Source organism: Indolivaga alginatilytica (assembly GCF_003201355.1).
In the GTDB taxonomy this organism is placed as follows: domain Bacteria; phylum Bacteroidota; class Bacteroidia; order Bacteroidales; family Dysgonomonadaceae; genus Dysgonomonas_A; species Dysgonomonas_A alginatilytica.
The window spans coordinates 70,578-88,953 of record NZ_QICL01000017.1 but is presented as its reverse complement, the minus strand read 5'-3'; the positions used below and the strand labels follow the sequence as shown (position 1 = coordinate 88,953).

Sequence of the window (18,376 nt, the reverse complement as noted above, 5' to 3'; positions counted from 1 at the left end):
TTATTGAACGTGAATTTAAAAACGATTAAAGCGTACTCGTTAGCTACGCTCTTATTTCTACCCTTGTGTGCCTTTGCCCAAACGCCGCAAGACGACAAAAACGACCGTGTCGAGCTCAATTACAAGCAAAGACACAGCAAACCGGCAAACGACCTGTATGCCGATGGTATAAAAATCAAAAGAGACTTATCCCTTATCAAAGAAGCTCAGGAAGAGCGTATTATGGATATGGATGAAATCCCACAAGATGAGCTGTATGGTGGAGTATGGAATAACCGTTATGTAAATGTTTATGGCTCGGTAGAAAGCGTGCCAGAAACATTTAAGGTCGACTTATCCAATTTCACAATGCCAACTATGGGACACACCACCTCCAATTATGGACGCCGGGGCAGACGTACTCATCACGGAATTGACCTGAAAGTACAAGTGGGTGACACCATATATGCCGCATTCGATGGAAAAATCCGAGTTTGCGAATACGAAAGAAGAGGATACGGATATTATGTAGTAATACGCCATCCTAACGGGCTTGAAACTGTTTACGGTCACCTGTCCAGATTCCTGGTATCTGACAATGATGTGGTAAAATCGGGAGACCCTATAGCCCTTGGAGGAAACACCGGAAGATCTACAGGCTCTCATCTACACTTCGAGACTCGTTTCTTAGGAAGATCAATCAACCCGATTGACATTATCGATTTCGAAAATAAAGTTTGTCACCGTGATATCTATACCGTACAAACAAGTACATTAGGAACACCGGGACGAGCAGCCAGATCTCTAGCCAATACATCAAGCAGATCATCCGAAAAAAGCACCAATAAATATGCAACAGGCACTGTATCGTATTACCGAATCAAAAAAGGAGATACTTTAGGCCATATCGCTAAAATACACGGTGTAACCGTTCAGAAATTGTGTAAGCTAAACAATATGTCTACCAGAGAAACTTTAAGACTTGGTAAAAGTCTGAGAGTATCTTAGTTATCGTAATTCAAAAGGCGTAACTACCAATCGTTTTCATATTCGGTTGAAGAATAAAAAGGCTCAGACCTTAATATATAGAAAAGCATAGGGGTTTACCTTATGCTTTTGTTTTTTTTCATACCTTTGTATATAGTAATTCAAGATAAGTATTCAACCCTTGTTATAAGCTATAACTAGCTATTGGTTTTCTACTTAACAAAAGCAATAAAAAGGTCTCTGACCCGAAAAAGAACTTCCGATAATGACAGAAATGCCAAATACAGAACAACAGTTCAAACATATTATATCTATTTGCAGAAGCCTGTTTGAAAAGAAACTGACCGACTATGGTGCGTCGTGGCGTATATTACGTCCCGAGTCAGTAACCGATCAGATTCTTATAAAAGCTAAAAGGATACGCAGCCTTGAAGAAAAAGGCATAAGCAAAATAGATGAAGGCATAAATTCCGAATTTATAGGTATCGTTAATTATGGTGTTATAGGTCTCATCCAATTACACCTTCAACACACTGACAACGTTGATCTTAACACAAAGGAAGCAATGGTTCTATATGATAAATTTATAGATGAAACTACCAATCTTATGTTTGCTAAAAATCACGACTACGGCGAAGCCTGGCGCAGTATGCGCATAAGTTCGTTTACAGATTTAATATTGGTAAAACTATACAGAACCAAACAAATAGAGAACAACGAAGGGCAAACATTGGTATCGGAAGGTATTGATGCCAATTACATGGATATGATTAATTATTCTATTTTCGGATTAATCAAACTCGAATTTCCGGCAGACAAAGAGTAACTTCTACCAATAAAACGATGGGAAAAACAAAAAACATTATATTAAAAACAATTGTTGAAATTTCGCGTATTTTACTCGGAATTACATTTGTTTTTTCGGGTTTTGTAAAGGCCATAGATCCACTCGGAACGACCTACAAAATACAAGATTATCTTACATCATTCGGATTAGTAAGTTTGCATGATATAGCACTGCCGATGTCAATCGTGTTATGTGCCGGCGAATTTTGCCTTGGAATATTCATGCTGTTCGGGCTTTACCGAAAATGGACATCTCGCCTTTTGTTTCTCGTGATGCTTTTCATGACACCTCTCACCCTGTATCTCGCAATAGCTAACCCTGTACAAGATTGCGGATGTTTTGGTGATGCACTTATAATAACCAATTGGCAAACCTTCTTTAAGAATATCGTTCTATTAGCTTGCTCAATAGTCGTGCTTATCTGGCATGAGAAAATAACAAATCTATTTACCGGAAAATTTTACTGGTTTGTAAGCCTTTACATTATTGTATGCAGCATCGCCTTCTGCATTTACAGTAGCAAAAATGAACCTATCATCGATTTTCGACCTTACAAAGTAGGTGCTGACATACCTCAGCTCATGACCGTAGAAGAAGATAAAGCTCCTGTATTCGAGAATATTTTCATCTACGAAAAGGATGGTATAAAGAAAGAGTTCACAGAAGATAATTACCCTTGGGAAGATTCTACTTGGGTATTTGTAGACCGACAAAGCAAACTGATAAAAGCAGGTGAAGAACCTTTGATTCGAGATTTCTCTATTAATCGCCTATACCTTACTCAAGATAAGACCGAAATAGAAGCAGAGGAAGATATAACCTCAGAAGTTTTAAGCGATAGCAGCTATACATTTTTAATGATAGCATATTCACTATCAGATATGAGTCAAGATTATCTTAGTTCTTTTGAAGATGTTAATAATTACGCCGGAGATCATCAGTATAAGTTTTACTGTCTAACCTCATCACCTCGTGACGTTATTTTACAACTCGAAAAAGAAAATATTACTAACTTTGATTTTTGTCTGTCGGACGAGCGAAGTTTGAAAACCATTGTGCGCTCCAATCCAGGTTTAATCCTGATGAAGAATGGAGTTATCATAAATAAATGGTCAGACAGGAATGTTCCGAGTGAAACTCAGTTGAACAAACCGATAGAACAACTTTCCTTTGGCAATATGCCCGATACTAAGAAGGAAAGCGACAGGCATCTATATATGCTTGCTTTGATATTGTTTACACCATTAATTGTAATTAAGCTATTGGATGCACTTATATATCATAGAAAGAGTGTGACGGATAATATAAAGAAGAAATAAAATAAGGTCACAGACCTTTTTACGGCTTTGGGTTGACATAATAACTAGAAATTGTTAAAGTCATGAAAAGTATTAAATAATTATTTTACATTACTTAAATAGTAATTTTTTTAAACTAAATAATATCATTTCATTATGAGAAAGAACATTGTTGCAGGAAACTGGAAAATGAACAAAACTCTTCAAGAAGGTTTGGCTATTGTTGATGCTCTTAAAACAGCATTAGCGGGTAAAACAATCAATTGTGATGTAATACTTGGTACTCCATTTATCCATTTGGCTTGTGCTACTGATGCTATTGGTGACAGCAAAATCGGAATTGCTGCACAAAACTGTGCAGACAAAGCTTCGGGTGCATATACAGGCGAAATATCTGCTGCTATGGTAGCCTCTACCGGTGCAAAATATGTAATATTAGGTCACTCGGAACGTCGTGCTTATTATGGCGAAACTGATGCTACTTTGAAAGAAAAAGTTGTATTAGCTCTTGCTAACGGACTTACTCCTATTTTCTGTATCGGAGAAGTATTGGAAGAAAGAGAAGCTAACAAACAAGAGGCTGTAGTAAAAGCTCAAATCGAAAATGCTCTTTTCGATCTTTCTGCTGCTGATTTCTCTAAACTTGTATTAGCTTACGAACCTGTATGGGCTATCGGAACAGGTAAAACTGCAACTTCGGCTCAAGCTCAGGAAATACACGCATTTATCCGTAAAACTCTTGCTGATAAATATGGCAAAGAAGTTGCTGATAATACATCTATCCTTTACGGAGGAAGCTGTAATGCATCGAACGCTAAAGAACTTTTCTCAAATCCTGATGTAGACGGTGGGCTTATCGGTGGTGCTTCTCTTGAAGTAGACAAATTTATGCCAATTATCGAAGCTTTTTGATTTGACTCTAATTATCAGATAAATATCACACGGGGAGATATTTTAATCTCCTCCGTGTTTTTCAGTTAAGGTCGCAGACCTTTTTATTTCTTTGGTAAGTATATAATAGCTGTAAATATTCTAACTTACTTATAAGTAATTTTCCATGAGAGGACTTTAGTTAAAATCAACAGGACAAGAATCGTATGGATTATTAAATTACACATGGCTAGACATTTATATATATTACAACACATTATGAGAAAATCATTTTACATATTCCTTTGTCTTTTTTCTTTCTGTCTTTATGCCAATGCACAAAGCAGGTCTATAGTTGATGACCTGAATACTCCAAAGGCAGGACAAGGAAAAATTGTCATATATCAGGACGAAGGTCTCAAGAATCTTGTTGGAGCCAATATGATAAGCAGTATAGCATCCAATACGAACACTGTTTCCAATCAGCTAGCCACTTCCACCGACGGAGAGGCAACAACAGATGCTCCTAAGAATTTTATCAGAGCTAAAGGATATCGTATTCAGGTATACTCGGGCAGCGACCAAAAGGTTGCCAGAAACGAAGCTAATTCGAGAAAAGGAGCTATACAATCGTCATTCCCAAATATGGAAGTGACTGTTTCTTACAATTCTCCCGTATGGCGTGTAAGAGCCGGAAATTTTAAAACACAGGAGCAGGCAAGTCAGGCTCTAAGTGAAATGAAAGCCAAGTTTCCGGGATTTGGGAGAGAAATGCGCATCGTAGATGATGTAATTAAAATTCCTGTAGACTAAGGTCTCAGACTTTTTTATTGCTTTGGCAGAAATACAATAGCCGGAGTTGATTATGATTTGAAATCATAACCATATTTTCATTATAATAAATAAGAAAAAAAATGTCTTCAATAAATAACGAAGAAAACAACATAACATCGTTAGCCAATCATTACAAAGCGGTCATCGACCTATTGGGCGAAGATGCCGGCAGAGAAGGTTTACTTGATACTCCGAAGAGAGTAGCTAAAGCAATGACATTCCTGACGAAAGGTTACAACGAAAATCCCGAAGAGATTCTTAGAAAAGCTCTTTTCAAAGAGGATTACAGCCAGATGGTTATTGTAAAGGATATCGATTTTTATTCATTGTGTGAGCACCACATGCTGCCTTTCTGGGGCAAAGCTCATGTCGCTTATATTCCTAACGGATATATTACAGGTTTGAGCAAGATACCTCGTGTAGTAGAAGTCTTTGCAAGACGATTACAGGTACAGGAAAGGTTAACTACTCAGATCAAAGACTGTATCCAGAAAACACTTAATCCGATGGGAGTAATGGTCGTTATAGAAGCACAGCACATGTGTATGCAAATGCGTGGTGTCGAGAAACAAAATTCGACTACTACCACATCAGACTTTACAGGTGTATTCAATACAGCAAAAACACGTGAAGAGTTTATCAATTTGATTAGATAAGGTCTTAAGACTTTATCTAAAAACTCGGGAAGTGGAAAATTTAGAATTAGTTAGAGACTTTAATCGTTTCATTAAGCACTTAGAGTCTGTTTAAATTTCACCGAAATTACTTTTTTTATAGAAGCTACCAATATCTTTGACACCCTCTTTTCGGTTCTTTTGAGCATATTTTTTACTTTTTCCTCTTGGTTTAGCCCGCTAAACCTACTAGTAAAAAGCAAAAAATCTATCTCAAAATAACACGAAGAAGGATGCCAATAAAATTTAAATAGACTCTTACTTTTATGAATAACTATTTCATCATACCGGGACTCGGAAACTCAGGACCAGAGCACTGGCAAACTTTCTTTGAAAAGTCCGGTGATAATTTTATACGAATAAATCAACAAGATTGGGATGCTCCAAATTGCCACGAATGGATAAAAAACATAGATGAAACAGTAAGCAATTATGACCCATCAACAGTAATCCTTATCGGGCATAGTTTAGGCTGTATAACTATTGCACATTGGGCGAAACAATTCGGGAAGAAAATAAAAGGAGCTTTACTTGTAGCACCAAGCGATATAGAATCTCCATTATATACATTTACTTCCAGCGGATTTACTCCTATATGTTTGGAGAAAATTAACTTTGATACTATTATTGTTTCAAGCACCAATGACCCTTGGGTATCCACGAAAAGAGCAGAACTCTTTGCCGAAAGTTGGGGTAGCAAACTTATTAGTATAGGAGACGCCGGACATATAAATGCTGAATCGGGTTACGGAGAATGGCAGGAAGGATTGGAGATTCTTAAAAAGCTAGGCTAAGTAAATACTCTCAACTGAATCTTTCTGTGCTTCTATTTTATGATAAAGCCTATTTTCTGCAATACGGCTTTATCTGCCGCATTATCTACATTTTCAACTGTATAACTTAAATATTCACGGCGAAGAGGATAGTTGCCCCGTAAGGAACTAAAATCGGCAGGATTACTTACTAACCGCTTATGATCTTCCGTAGGATTGTAGGTCATCAGAATAGCCTGTTCCAACTTATCACCGTTTAGAATACTCCAGTCTATAACCGGATTCTCAACCTGAGGTATTACAACCTTTCCGATAGGTTCTTTTGACAAAGACCAAAAATCGGCAATAGCCTCTAAAGACATTCGGGTTGCATTGCCTTTTCCATCCGCAGAATAACCTGCAATATGAGGGGTAGCAATATCTACGAGCTTCATATACTCAAGATCGATAACCGGTTCTTTTTCCCAACAATCAATAATGGCTCCTGAGATTTGTTTTTCGATTAATGCCTTTTTTATTGCTGATGTATCGATAATACCGCCACGAGCAGCATTTATTATAATGGGATTCTTTGCTAAACTACCAAAGAAAGCAAAATCAGCTAAATGATAAGTGGCATATTTCCCTTCACGAACGAGAGGTGTATGAAATGTAATTATATCCGCCTCTTTTTTAATAGTATCGAGACTCACAAATTCGTCACTTCCTTCTGCCTCCTGACGGGGAGGATCATTCTTCAATACACGCATCCCGAGAGCTTCGCATACCAGAGCAACTTTCTTCCCGACATTACCAACACCTACTATTCCTATCGTTTTACCTTTCAATAAGAAATTGTTTTGCTGAGCTATTACAACCAATGCGGAAGCAATATATTGTTCGACAGAGCCTGAGTTACATCCCGGAGCATTTGTCCACTTGATACCATGTGCATCACAATAGTCTGTATCAATATGATCATAACCGATGGTAGCTGTACAGATCAGTTTCACCGTAGAGCCTTCTAGCAACTCCTTTCCAAAATGGGTAACCGTACGTACAATTAGAGCATCTGCATCTTTAATGGCTTCTTTAGAGAAGTCTGCTCCTGCCAGATAAGTTACTTCACCATATGCTTCTGCTACTCCTCTTAAGAAAGGTATATTTTTGTCTGCTACTATTTTCATTTCTTTAAACTAAGGTTTTATACATTGTTATTACTTTGGCAGGTTTAACCACCAAAGCTTGTTATTATTTAGATGTTACTATAATTATTTACAGTACGTATAGAATAAATCTTTGACGGAAGGCACGTCATCGGCTTTACCATCAAAAACCAGACTACCTTTATTCAAAATCAAATAATGAGAGGCAATTTCCGACACATCATCAAATCGGTGAGACGAGTACAGGACTATTTTAGATTTACCCAGATCAATAATAAGCTCCATCATCTTAGCATGCTGATTGGGGTCTAAGCCATTGGAAAGCTCATCTAAAATAAGAATATGAGGGTCATGGATAAGAGCCTGAGCCAATCCTACACGCTGCTTATTACCATTGGACAAAGAGTGTATTTTTTTACGATATTCCGATTCGATATTTACGGTTTGTATCATTTTATCGACACGCTGCTTTATCTCTGACTTTGGTAAATAAATGCGTGCCGCATACTCCAGATATTCCCTTACATACATGTCTTCGTACAAAGGATTGTATTCGGGAAGATAACCGATATTTTGCTTTATCTTTTGCGGATTTTCCTGTATATCTTCACCATTGATCAATACCTGTCCTTTAGTTGCCGAGATAACTCCTGCAATGATATTCATTGTGGTACTTTTCCCTGCTCCATTAGGCCCGAGAAAGGCTGCTACTTCGCCTTTATGCAGTGTAAAACTTATATCATGAAGTACCTCAAGCTTTCCATAACTTTTCGATATATTACAAACCTCTATCACAACTAAAATATTATTTGGTGCTTTCTGTTACTTCCTTAGCAGGACGCTTTCTACGCTTCTTGAACGCTTGGAAAAGCTCTTTTATTCTCTTTGCCTCTTTCGTATATACAAGACCTACACCTTGTGTTGTAGGAGCTTGCCTGTAAAGCCGCTCATTTGTTTGATTAAATACTTTCACTTTTATATTACGGCTCAAAGCATAAGAAATATCGAAGTCTCCTATGAATGAATTATCGGCAGTCGATTGATCCGTTCTATAACCAAGATTACTGTTAAATTCCAGTTTATCTTCCATGAATTTACGGGATAAGCTTACTGTCATATCCATATCCGAGAACGATCCGTCATTGGAAGCTATGTTGGCCCCTACAGCCCATTTATCTCCCAGAGTATTTCCCAACAATGAATTTAACCCGCTCGAAAGAGCACTTGAAGCAACACTGGTCAATAGCCCGTCAGCTACATTTCCCCCGACAGAAGTCTGATTGGAATGAAACGAACCGGTAGCCACCAGAAACGCAAATTGTGTTATTTTCTGTTCATCGGTGGCTATTAAACTCCTTACCCGCTGCCTTTGCTCATCAGTGCCATTGGGCAAAGTTATATCGTATTTGAGATCCATCTTATCCATATTTCCTTTAATCATCAGTTCGGCATCGACATCTACCCTGGGCGAATTATTAGGATCGTCCCCAAAGCTACGGTCAAGAACAGTAAGATCGGCTCTGGTAACTCTTCGGAATGCTGTAATATCAAAATTTGTTTTCAAAGGGTCTCCGTTAAATACCAGCTTACTTCCCTCTCTGATTCTAAATTCGATCGTCTTTATATTTTGTAATCTTAACCTCACGGAACCATCTGATACGGTATAATCCCCAAAGGCATTCATAGCCTCAGATTGCATATCATATGAGAATTTAATCAAGCCCGATCCTTTTACCTGCATGGCATCTCCTGTTACAGGATTAATTACGACACCCATCTGAAAATCGGGGGTAACAGTCAAATCCACAGATAAGCGAAGCGGTAATGTCTTTTGAATTTCTGCCGTAATTTGGTCAATCGTATTTTGTTCCGGTACATTTATATAGACGATACTCTGGAAAACAGATGCCTGAGAGGTCTGGGGTATCTGCACATTAAGGGTCGAGTTCCTCCCGTTTGTTATTTTCATTTTCATATCTATCAGATCATCCGATCCTTTGACATTTACCGTTCCACTGGCGAATACCTTTCCATAAAATAAGCTGTCGGTTCGATTGGCAGTATTCAAGACCAGCAAATTATTGAGTTTCATGTCTAAGGTATACTTCATATCCTCAAAATTAGTATGAGTCACCAGAGCACTTATGGTTGCTTTATTCTTATAACTATCCTCTACGATCAGATTATCAAATCCGATTTTATCAGGTTCTATCGATATGGTATCGGAGATATGATAGGTTACATTGGTGTAATCAATACCCAGATACGCATCGTTAACTCCCACCCATCCATGTACTAAAGGAGCCGAAATCCGCCCTGTTACATTCAAGCCGGTGCTGATACTACCTGAAGCACGATTCAGCATATCGGGAACAAAGGGTTGTATCCAGGCAATATCCAATTTATCTATATTCAGTTTTAGCCTCAAAGAATCCCTGTCGGGATATACCCAGCCTGCCAATTCGCTTTGCGAATTTACTTTCTGTAGTTTTGCCTGAAGAGCAATCGCTCCCGCCTCTTCACTCCAGCGGCTTTTTATCGTCAGATCACCAAGGGTATCATTAAATACGATAATATTCGAGAGGGTCATATTATTTGTATACAGCTCAGGAGTACTTAAAACATTCATAACCTTTATATTGCCGTCGGCAATTGTACTTACATTATTTATGTCGAAAGCCTGAAATATATCGCCCAAATGTGCATTAAAGAATGATACATTCAAAGTATCCGTCGGCTGATCGGATATAACACCATCCACACCAAAAAATCGGCTCAGCATCCTGTTATTACCTACAGTAAAACCAAAATTAGATATAGTAGTTCTTGTGCCTTCGTTGGTAATTTCAGCCGGCATAAGAGTCATTTTAAGCTTGCCCACATTCATATCGGTAGGAGATAAGCGAACATATGAGATCATCTCTCCGGTCTCTGAAGTCCTCAGATTTGCCAACGCTTTTATACTGCCGTCGATGCTAATGCTTCCACTATCTGTTTTAGCCGTTAAGAGCGCATTTATGGTGTCTGATTCAATATTTGTTGTTAGCCCGAACTTTACTTTCTCCGAGCCGGTAGATATAATTGTATTAGCCAACAGATTCATCAATGTATCGGTATTTGCCATATCGATCCGTGTATTCTGAATGCTTAATGTTCCATACTCAACCAATGGGATATCTGCTATAGCTTTGAATTTGTTTTCTTTAGTGTTGACCACGCCACTAATAATCATTGGCTTTATAACATTCGCCGGAAGATCGAAAGTTTCACTCAGGTTTTCGGTATTATCCAAGGCAAGACTGAAAGTGAAATTGTTCTGCATGCTTTTTTGCCGCTTATATTTTGGCTGAGGAAATATTCCCGGCAAATACTGATTCATAAGAATGGCAATCTCGTCCGACAATGTCATAAAGTTGTATTCTCCTTCAATATCGGCATTCAACAAAGAAGTATGCAGCGTTATGAATTTCTTAGATTCATCCCTAAATCCGGCTTTCAATTCTATTCTACCGGGAATAAAAGACAAGCTATCACGTGAAAACACAAAATCCTCAACAACTACATCTCCCTGAATTTTAGCAGGGTCTAGTCCTATAATATTACCTTTCAGATGAAACGACAGCAAAGGGTTTTTCCATTGCAGGCTGTCTATAAACCGATCGACCTGAAGCTTTTCAACACTCATATCAATATCAATTGTAGGAATCTTGGTTTGGGTCATATCGGCTTTAGCCTCCAATTTTCCGGCAGGAAGATCGGCCTTAATCCACGCTCCCATCTTTGCCGAATTATAATAGGCTGTAAATGGAATGTTACTGTAATTCTGCCTGTGATATTGTAAACCATTAACCTGCCCTCTTACATCGGCACGCAAAGCTTGTCTGGGAGTTTGTGAGGCATTCAGATTGAGGTTCATAGATAAACGTCCAAGTTCGGGATTTGCCAATAACGAACCCAGATTAAAGTTCTGAGTCTGTAATCTTGCCCTGACATTATAGTTCTGGAAAGTAGTATCAACCGAGCCGGTTGCAAGCATCTGAATAGAGCCTTGCCTTGCCCATGCCTCTGCTTTTATATTGAGATTGCTTAATTTTCCGTTAAGATTTCCGTTAAGCCTTATATTACCGAGAGTTTTCAGCATATCGGGAGCTACAAAAGTAGAATCACCCAATTTGGCAAAGTCAACTATAGCATCAGGTGTAATAAGAAAATTGGTTATATCCAGACTTAAGTCTGCCAAATCGTATCGTTCGTAATTTGAAATGGAACCATTCGCTTTTATATTCGTTTCGTCTCCATAACTTAAAAGCAGATTTTCAATATTCACCAAAGGTAGTTTTCCTTTTATAGAAGTTTCCAGCATAATATCATGTTGAAGATATTTCAGACCGGGCATAAAAGGGACTAAATCCAAAGGAGATAGCTTCGACTGTTCTGTAATAAGAGCGACATCATTAGTCGACATATTATAATGTGCGGAAGGAATTTTCAAGACCGAATTCGGAAGATTCAGTGAAGCGTCCGCCAAATAATAGATTGTTTTATCAGAAGTAAGATGTGCTTTTAATTCTTTAATTTCCAAACCTGTTTGCTCTTTAAGAGCCAGCGATACCAATGTGATATTAAGATTCTCGGGATCTATAGAAGGTAGTTTCAGATTAGCATTCAGATCCGAGATGTTTATATGTGACGAGTTGAATACACCGGGCGTGATAGTATCCGAAAGAATGTCGTACCTAAGCCTTGCATTCTTAAGGGTAACATCCACAATATCTATAATTAAACTGCTTTTTGTAGTATCAACAGCAGTAGTGTCACTACTCGAGAACGCATCTATTATAAACTGAAAGTTGAAATCGGACCGGGACGTTTGCTGAGACAAATTAGCAGTAACATCTTCCAGCTCTATTTCATTGATCAATAATTTATTTCTCAATAAAGACCACGGGCTTATATGCACATCCAGATTTCCTGCATAAATGAGGGTATCCTTTGCCTGATCTTCTACATATACACCTTTTAGGTTTACATGATTGAAAAGCCTTAAACTAACCCCATCTATCCGAACCTCGGTTTTTAAAATTGTCCGTAACTCTCCAAGAGCAAAATCGACCAATTTACGCTGTACCGCAGGGATAGATAGAACACCGTATAAGATTATGATTAACGCAATAAAGCTCAGTATTATATAAGTCAAAACCTTAAACGTTTTCTTTATATAATTCTTTCTTTTAGGAGGTTTATTCGTTTCCGTCTCTTTGTGTTCTTTATCCATATTTTAAGGTCTCAGACCTAATTTTTCTTTGGTAAATACATCTCACCAAAGTTTGTTATAACCGAGTGATACCGCAAAACAGCCTTATTTCAATTGGGTAACCCACTCATCTTCTTTAAACCCGACAAGCACAAAATCATCTGCAACAATAAGAGGGCGTTTTACAACCATCCCGTTAGTTGCCAGAATTTTAACTAGTTCTTCATCAGATTCTGTTTTGACCTTTTCTTTCAGATTTTGTTCTTTATAAACATTTCCCGAAGTATTAAAAAATTTAGTAACAGGAAGTTTACTCCTTTCTATCCAACTAGTCAGTTCGTCTACTGTAGGATTATTTTCTGCTATATGCCTGCTTTCTACATCTATATTATTTTCTTTGAGCCATTTTGCGGCTTTCTGGCAAGTACTGCATTTTGGATATTGGAGGAATAAGATTTTTTTCATGTTTTATATACTTTCTTTTTCTTTAAGGTCGCAGACCTTTTTATTACTTTGGTCGGGCATAAAAATCAGAGATAGTTATGCTGATAAATTATCGCATTAAATATTTAACGCTGCTTAGATTAAACTGCAATTTTTCAATTGGCTTAAACACAATCACACAAAGTTAAATTTTCTTTCTTATTTTCCCTTAAATCGAGACTAATAAGTAGGAGGAAAATTGATCTTTAAAACATCGGAATGTATCAAAAAGACAAATGATCGGCAATCACTATATCTGGTGATTGCTCCATTCTCTTTATTTGATTACTTTTACTAACGCTTTTAACAATCATATTGTTTTGAAGGTCTGAGAGCTTTTTATTACTCAGGTTGGCATAACAGCCTAAAATCACTACTGTGGCGAATGTCCGGTAAAGATTTAACGTTACGTAAAGATCAAAGAAACTATCGAATGAAATACGATGCAATCATAATTGGTGCGGGACTTACCGGACTTAGTACTGCTTTTTATCTGAAAAGAAAAGGACTCAATATCCTTATCCTCGAAAAAGAAAAGCGTGCCGGAGGAGCTATCCGTTCGCACAACGAAAACGGCTTTGTATTCGAAGAAGGTCCTAACACAGGAGTAATTGGTAATCCTGAAATTGCTGAACTTTTTGAGCTTCTGGGAATACAACCTGAGACTGCCAATAGTGATGCCGAAAAACGTTTGATCTTAAAAAATAATACATGGCATCCTCTACCTTGCGGCGCTGTGAGTTTTCTGAAAACACCTCTGTTTTCGTTCTCTGACAAAATTAAAATTGCTTTTGAGCCTTTCCGCAAGAAAGGAACCGACCCCGAAGAATCGGTTGCATCACTAGCCTCCAGACGAATTGGTCGGTCTTTTGTCGATTATGCAGTTAATCCCTTCATATCAGGAATATACGCAGGAGATCCTACTAAACTGGTTACTAAATATGCTTTACCCAAACTCTATAATTTGGAGCAGAAATATGGCAGCTTCATTGGTGGAGCCTATAAGAAAAGCAAAGAAGTAAAGACCGATAGGGATAAGAAAGCCTCGCGGAAAGTATTCTCAGGACAAGGTGGTTTTAGTTCACTTGTAGAAAAGCTGGTTGAGAAAATCGGAGAAGAAAATATCATCTGCTCTGCCGAAAGAATACAAATAATACCGAACGGAAATCAATACGAAGTTAGTTTCGTCAAAGACGGAGACCTAACCTCATTAACTACAGACAAAGCCATATCGACAGTCGGAGCTCATGCCCTACCCGAGATACTACCCTTTGTAGAGAAAGCCGATATGCTAGACATTTCAACTCTCACTTATGCCAGAGTTATACAAGTAGCGGTGGGTGTAGATAAAGAAGCTATCGACAATAAATACATCTCATTCGGAGGATTGATTCCCGAAAAGGAAAAACAAAGAATACTGGGAGTCTTATTCCCCTCATTTTGTTTTGAGAATCGTGCCCCTGAAGGATACGCTACATTGGCTATTTACATGGGAGGTATCAGAAATCCGGAAATATTCGATTTAGACGATTCAAATATAGAACAGATTGTAAAGGAAGATCTGGATAGTTTATTTAAAATTCCAACTTCTGCTATTCAATTTATAAAGATATTCCGCCATCCTTACGCTATCCCACAGTACGAAAAGTCAAGCGGAAAAAGATTCGAAACCGTTGAAAAAATAGAGGCTAAGTATCCCGGTTTAATCATTGCAGGTAATCTTCGCAATGGCATCGGTATAGCCGACAGGGTAAAACAGGCTTACGATATTACCGAAAATATAGAGTAAATAAGTCCAACTATTTTTGAATAGGCAACTTAAGGTCTAAGACCTTTTTATTGCTTTGGTAAGCATAACAGCAATAGTCTGTTATAATTCGAAAGTATATCATTAAATACTTTCATTTACTTACCTCAACAATAAATTAGGCATATACCCTTAAAAAAAGTTTCCCGGAAACATATTTTCATTTTTTCGATATATCTTTGTCGCCAAAATCAGAGAAATGAAAGTAATAAACTTGTCTGAGCAAAATTCGATTCTGAATCGTTTTGTCAGCGAAATTCGAGATGTAAACATACAACAAGACAGTATGCGCTTTCGCCGTAACCTGGAGCGTATCGGAGAAATCATCGCTTACGAAATAAGCAAAAATCTGTCTTATGAGACTCAAGAGGTACAAACACCTTTGGGTAGTGCTCCGGCCAATTTATATCAGGATAAAATTGTATTGGGTACAATTTTGCGTGCCGGACTAGGTTTTCATCACGGATTCCTTAATTATTTCGATAATGCGGAAAACTCTTTTGTTTCGGCATATCGTAAATATCGCGAAAATCACGAAAGCTTTCATGTCAGTATAGAATATATTGCTTCGCCTCGTTTGGATGATAAGGTACTTATACTTACCGATCCGATGCTTGCAACAGGTGGAAGTATGGAACTATCATATCATGCACTTCTCACTAAAGGCTCACCTAAACATGTGCATATAGCAACAGTTATTGCCAGTCAAGAGGCAATTGATTATTGCAAAGCAAAATTTCCGGATGCAACTACAACCATCTGGGCAGCCGATATAGATCCTTTTCTTAACGAGCAGGCATACATTGTTCCGGGATTGGGAGATGCAGGAGATTTAGCTTACGGTCAGAAAGACTAAGGCCGCAGACCTCTTTATTGCTTTGACCGTGCATAACAACTAAAGACAGTTATGCCGAAAAAAATCGTATTAAATATTTAATGTTACTTAATGGGTATAGAAAAAGGGATATTCAAGCGTACGGAACTCTTGTTGGGTGATACGCTTATGGATAAAATAGCTTCGCAACGAATTATTATATTCGGTGTAGGAGGTGTCGGCAGTTGGTGTGCCGAAAGCTTGGTACGCTCAGGAATCAGAAATATAACTATTGTTGACTCCGATCGTGTTTGTATTACCAATATAAACAGACAATTACTGGCTACGACCAAAACAGTAGGTCAGGTAAAAGTGGATGTTCTAAAAGAGCGTTTATTGGAGATAAACCCGAAAGCCGAGATCAATGCTCTTCAACAAATATACAGCCCTGAAACTTCGGAATCGTTTCATCTTGAAGAGTACGACTATATCATTGATGCAATAGACAGCCTTACCAATAAGATGGACTTGATACGTACTGCTACAAAAACAAAAGCCGTGCTACTATCGTCAATGGGTGCTGCCTTGAAAATGGATCCTACTAAAATAAAGGTAGCTGAATTCTGGCAGGTAAAAGGGTGTCCTTTGGCAGCAGCTCTACGCCGTAAATTCAAGAAAAGCGAAAAACCTTCCCGTAAATTTCTTTGTGTATATAGCGAAGAGGTTTTGGAGAACAGAGGTGCAAACGAATCTTGCGGAACCGAGAAATGTTTATGCCCAAAATCAAAAATGGCTCCGGGGAATCCCGATCTGGCTAACCACGAATGGTGCAGCACCAAAGCTCAGATCAATGGAACTTTAGCACATGCTACTGCTATATTCGGCTTTACTTTGGCAGGATTAGTTATGCAGAATATTTGCAAAGAGGAGAAAGTCCCTGCTTGATATAACTCATAAATTTATATAGAATAAACCCCAATAGATTGATTTCTATTGGGGTTTATCTTGTATAATATATAATGCCAATCAGTAGTTGAATTGTCAGTAATAACCGCTCTTTTCTTTTTTACTGACGCACCTCTGCCGAGGTTTGTCTTTCATTTTGCCTTGATGCAAAACGAAACAAAAGATCAAGACTGTGCCTCTTTGCCCGACCCGATTCGTGCTTGAAAGCGAAAACAAAAAAAAGCGTTAAACTCCGATTTCTTTTTGTTTTTACGCTTTCTTCCCACATCGGGTACCCCGTGCAACCGGCAAGGTCGGAAAGTCTGACGGACGTAAATAATCTTTGATTGTGCGTAGCTTATAAATATATTAAAAGAACGTTTTGTATAATTCAATTACTCATTCGCATGAATAGTGTATTTACAAAGCCGCTTTTGAAAAAAACCACTTCCTCCAACTGTTCTTATTTTCCTGCACAGGCGTGTTAGCATGCATAATCTCATAGTACACAGTATCGCTAACCACTTTAGCGTCAGACGTAAGATTCTGCCCGAGTGCCAATAAAGAGGGTAATCCAAGCAATGAAGTCAAACCAAAAGGAACATATCCCAAGTAAAAATTACGCTCGGCGTGCATCTGCCCTAAGAGCCCCGTTGTGGTATACTCTTTAGTCATCAGCTTTCTACCCAAATATAAAGCGGCAACATAACTAATACTCAGCATCAGTTTATCTACATAAACTTCACCGACACCTGACGTTTGAGCTAACAGAGAAACAAATTCCAATCGTTTTCCCATGAAAGCTTTATTTTCCCATGCGATTACTGCATCTATTGTCTTAGAATCTATTTGATCTTCTATAGGAGAAATTTTTATCTCTTCAATATCATTGAACCGAGATACAAAACTGATCAATATCTCTTCTGATGCTGAATTATCTCCATTCGCCAAAAGACCTGCCAATGTACCTGCCACAATAGAGTCAGATAAATTTGTCAATTTAGTTTCATCCATTGCAAATCGACGAGACGATTCTGCAATAAATTCCGGAGTGATAATTTGCTTTATTTCTTTAAATAAAAGTTCCATAAATATCTCTTTTGAGTTTATCTGGCACAATGTTATGAAATAATATCATATAATTCTCATCTCCATTTGTGAATAATGTATTTTTTTTCTCAATTTGCGTTTACTTGACACATTAGTGTTTTTATTCATAAAAGATTGTATGTAAGCGATTAAAGGAAAATAAAGCAAAAACAAGACAAAAATAAAACTTAAATAAATCTAATTTTTTTCTACACTAAAACTCTTTTAAAGGCTTTTAATTTTGATTATTGATTTGAATTAAAAGACAAAAGCCATATATTTATACAAAAGAGGAATCACTCTCTAAAAAGAAATTTTAATCAGTAATTGAATTATTTTATCTATCCATGTAAGGATATATTAAGACCTCACCCCAACCCCTTTCCTTCCGGGAAGGAGTATGTATGAGACCTTAATGCAATCACTAAAGTAACAAGAATGGATAAGAAAAATAAGGCGGTAAAAAGTGTTACTTTTGTTACTTTTGTCACCTTTTCAATTACTTAATATTGATATACAGCAAGTTATTAAAAACAGAAAAGTAACACTCAATAGCCACTTTTGTCACTTTATTGAT

General features: G+C 37.7%; 15 protein-coding genes. 10 read left to right on the top strand and 5 right to left on the bottom strand.

The window, feature by feature from the left end:
• The first annotated feature begins 9 nt into the window (after nucleotides 1-9).
• The 7 genes from CLV62_RS13285 (at nucleotide 10) to CLV62_RS13255 (ending at nucleotide 6,283) form a co-directional block, all read left to right on the top strand.
• Nucleotides 10-987, top strand: coding sequence for a M23 family metallopeptidase (locus tag CLV62_RS13285; RefSeq protein ID WP_245904093.1), 978 nt, complete (start codon nucleotides 10-12; stop codon nucleotides 985-987).
• Nucleotides 988-1,240: 253 nt separating this feature from the next.
• The gene (locus tag CLV62_RS13280; RefSeq protein ID WP_110311285.1) at nucleotides 1,241-1,792 is read left to right on the top strand and encodes a DUF1599 domain-containing protein; all 552 of its coding nucleotides are present in this window, start codon (nucleotides 1,241-1,243) and stop codon (nucleotides 1,790-1,792) included.
• A gap of 17 nt (nucleotides 1,793-1,809) precedes the next feature.
• A complete protein-coding gene (locus CLV62_RS13275) occupies nucleotides 1,810-3,132 on the top strand; it encodes a BT_3928 family protein (protein WP_110311266.1) in 1,323 nt (440 codons plus the stop codon).
• Nucleotides 3,133-3,267: 135 nt separating this feature from the next.
• Complete coding sequence (tpiA, locus tag CLV62_RS13270; protein ID WP_110311265.1) at nucleotides 3,268-4,023, top strand: triose-phosphate isomerase; 756 nt, start codon at nucleotides 3,268-3,270, stop codon at nucleotides 4,021-4,023.
• A gap of 237 nt (nucleotides 4,024-4,260) precedes the next feature.
• Nucleotides 4,261-4,794 carry an SPOR domain-containing protein gene (locus CLV62_RS13265; protein ID WP_170120057.1) on the top strand — a complete coding sequence of 178 codons (534 nt, stop codon included), beginning with the start codon at nucleotides 4,261-4,263 and terminating at the stop codon, nucleotides 4,792-4,794.
• 101 nt (nucleotides 4,795-4,895) lie between these two features.
• Complete coding sequence (gene folE, locus CLV62_RS13260; RefSeq protein WP_110311263.1) at nucleotides 4,896-5,471, top strand: GTP cyclohydrolase I FolE; 576 nt, start codon at nucleotides 4,896-4,898, stop codon at nucleotides 5,469-5,471.
• Between the two features lie 284 nt (nucleotides 5,472-5,755).
• Nucleotides 5,756-6,283 (top strand): RBBP9/YdeN family alpha/beta hydrolase, encoded by a 528-nt coding sequence (locus CLV62_RS13255; protein WP_110311262.1) that lies wholly within the window; start codon nucleotides 5,756-5,758, stop codon nucleotides 6,281-6,283.
• A gap of 32 nt (nucleotides 6,284-6,315) precedes the next feature.
• On the opposite strand, the gene pdxB is transcribed toward CLV62_RS13255, so the two are convergent.
• From pdxB to CLV62_RS13235, 4 genes are all read right to left on the bottom strand, one after another.
• Nucleotides 6,316-7,428: a 4-phosphoerythronate dehydrogenase PdxB gene (gene pdxB, locus CLV62_RS13250; RefSeq protein WP_110311261.1), complete on the bottom strand. Its 1,113-nt coding sequence runs from the start codon at nucleotides 7,426-7,428 to the stop codon at nucleotides 6,316-6,318.
• A gap of 84 nt (nucleotides 7,429-7,512) precedes the next feature.
• Entirely contained in the window at nucleotides 7,513-8,202 is a 690-nt protein-coding gene (locus CLV62_RS13245; RefSeq protein WP_110311260.1) for an ABC transporter ATP-binding protein, read from the bottom strand.
• A gap of 10 nt (nucleotides 8,203-8,212) precedes the next feature.
• Complete coding sequence (locus tag CLV62_RS13240) at nucleotides 8,213-12,682, bottom strand: translocation/assembly module TamB domain-containing protein (RefSeq protein WP_110311259.1); 4,470 nt, start codon at nucleotides 12,680-12,682, stop codon at nucleotides 8,213-8,215.
• Between the two features lie 84 nt (nucleotides 12,683-12,766).
• Nucleotides 12,767-13,126 carry an arsenate reductase family protein gene (locus tag CLV62_RS13235; RefSeq protein ID WP_110311258.1) on the bottom strand — a complete coding sequence of 120 codons (360 nt, stop codon included), beginning with the start codon at nucleotides 13,124-13,126 and terminating at the stop codon, nucleotides 12,767-12,769.
• Nucleotides 13,127-13,577: 451 nt separating this feature from the next.
• On the opposite strand from CLV62_RS13235, the gene hemG reads away from it, so the two are divergent.
• The 3 genes from hemG to CLV62_RS13220 all read left to right on the top strand — a co-directional run bounded on the left by hemG (nucleotide 13,578) and on the right by CLV62_RS13220 (nucleotide 16,710).
• Nucleotides 13,578-14,933 (top strand): protoporphyrinogen oxidase, encoded by a 1,356-nt coding sequence (gene hemG / locus CLV62_RS13230; RefSeq protein ID WP_110311284.1) that lies wholly within the window; start codon nucleotides 13,578-13,580, stop codon nucleotides 14,931-14,933.
• Nucleotides 14,934-15,150: 217 nt separating this feature from the next.
• A complete protein-coding gene (gene upp, locus CLV62_RS13225) occupies nucleotides 15,151-15,807 on the top strand; it encodes a uracil phosphoribosyltransferase (protein ID WP_110311257.1) in 657 nt (218 codons plus the stop codon).
• A gap of 90 nt (nucleotides 15,808-15,897) precedes the next feature.
• A complete protein-coding gene (locus tag CLV62_RS13220) occupies nucleotides 15,898-16,710 on the top strand; it encodes a tRNA threonylcarbamoyladenosine dehydratase (protein WP_110311256.1) in 813 nt (270 codons plus the stop codon).
• A 420-nt stretch (nucleotides 16,711-17,130) separates the two neighbouring features.
• Here CLV62_RS13220 and CLV62_RS13215 read toward each other — a convergent pair whose 3' ends face one another.
• The gene (locus tag CLV62_RS13215; RefSeq protein WP_110311255.1) at nucleotides 17,131-17,799 is read right to left on the bottom strand and encodes a hypothetical protein; all 669 of its coding nucleotides are present in this window, start codon (nucleotides 17,797-17,799) and stop codon (nucleotides 17,131-17,133) included.
• Nucleotides 17,800-18,376: the final 577 nt, after the last annotated feature.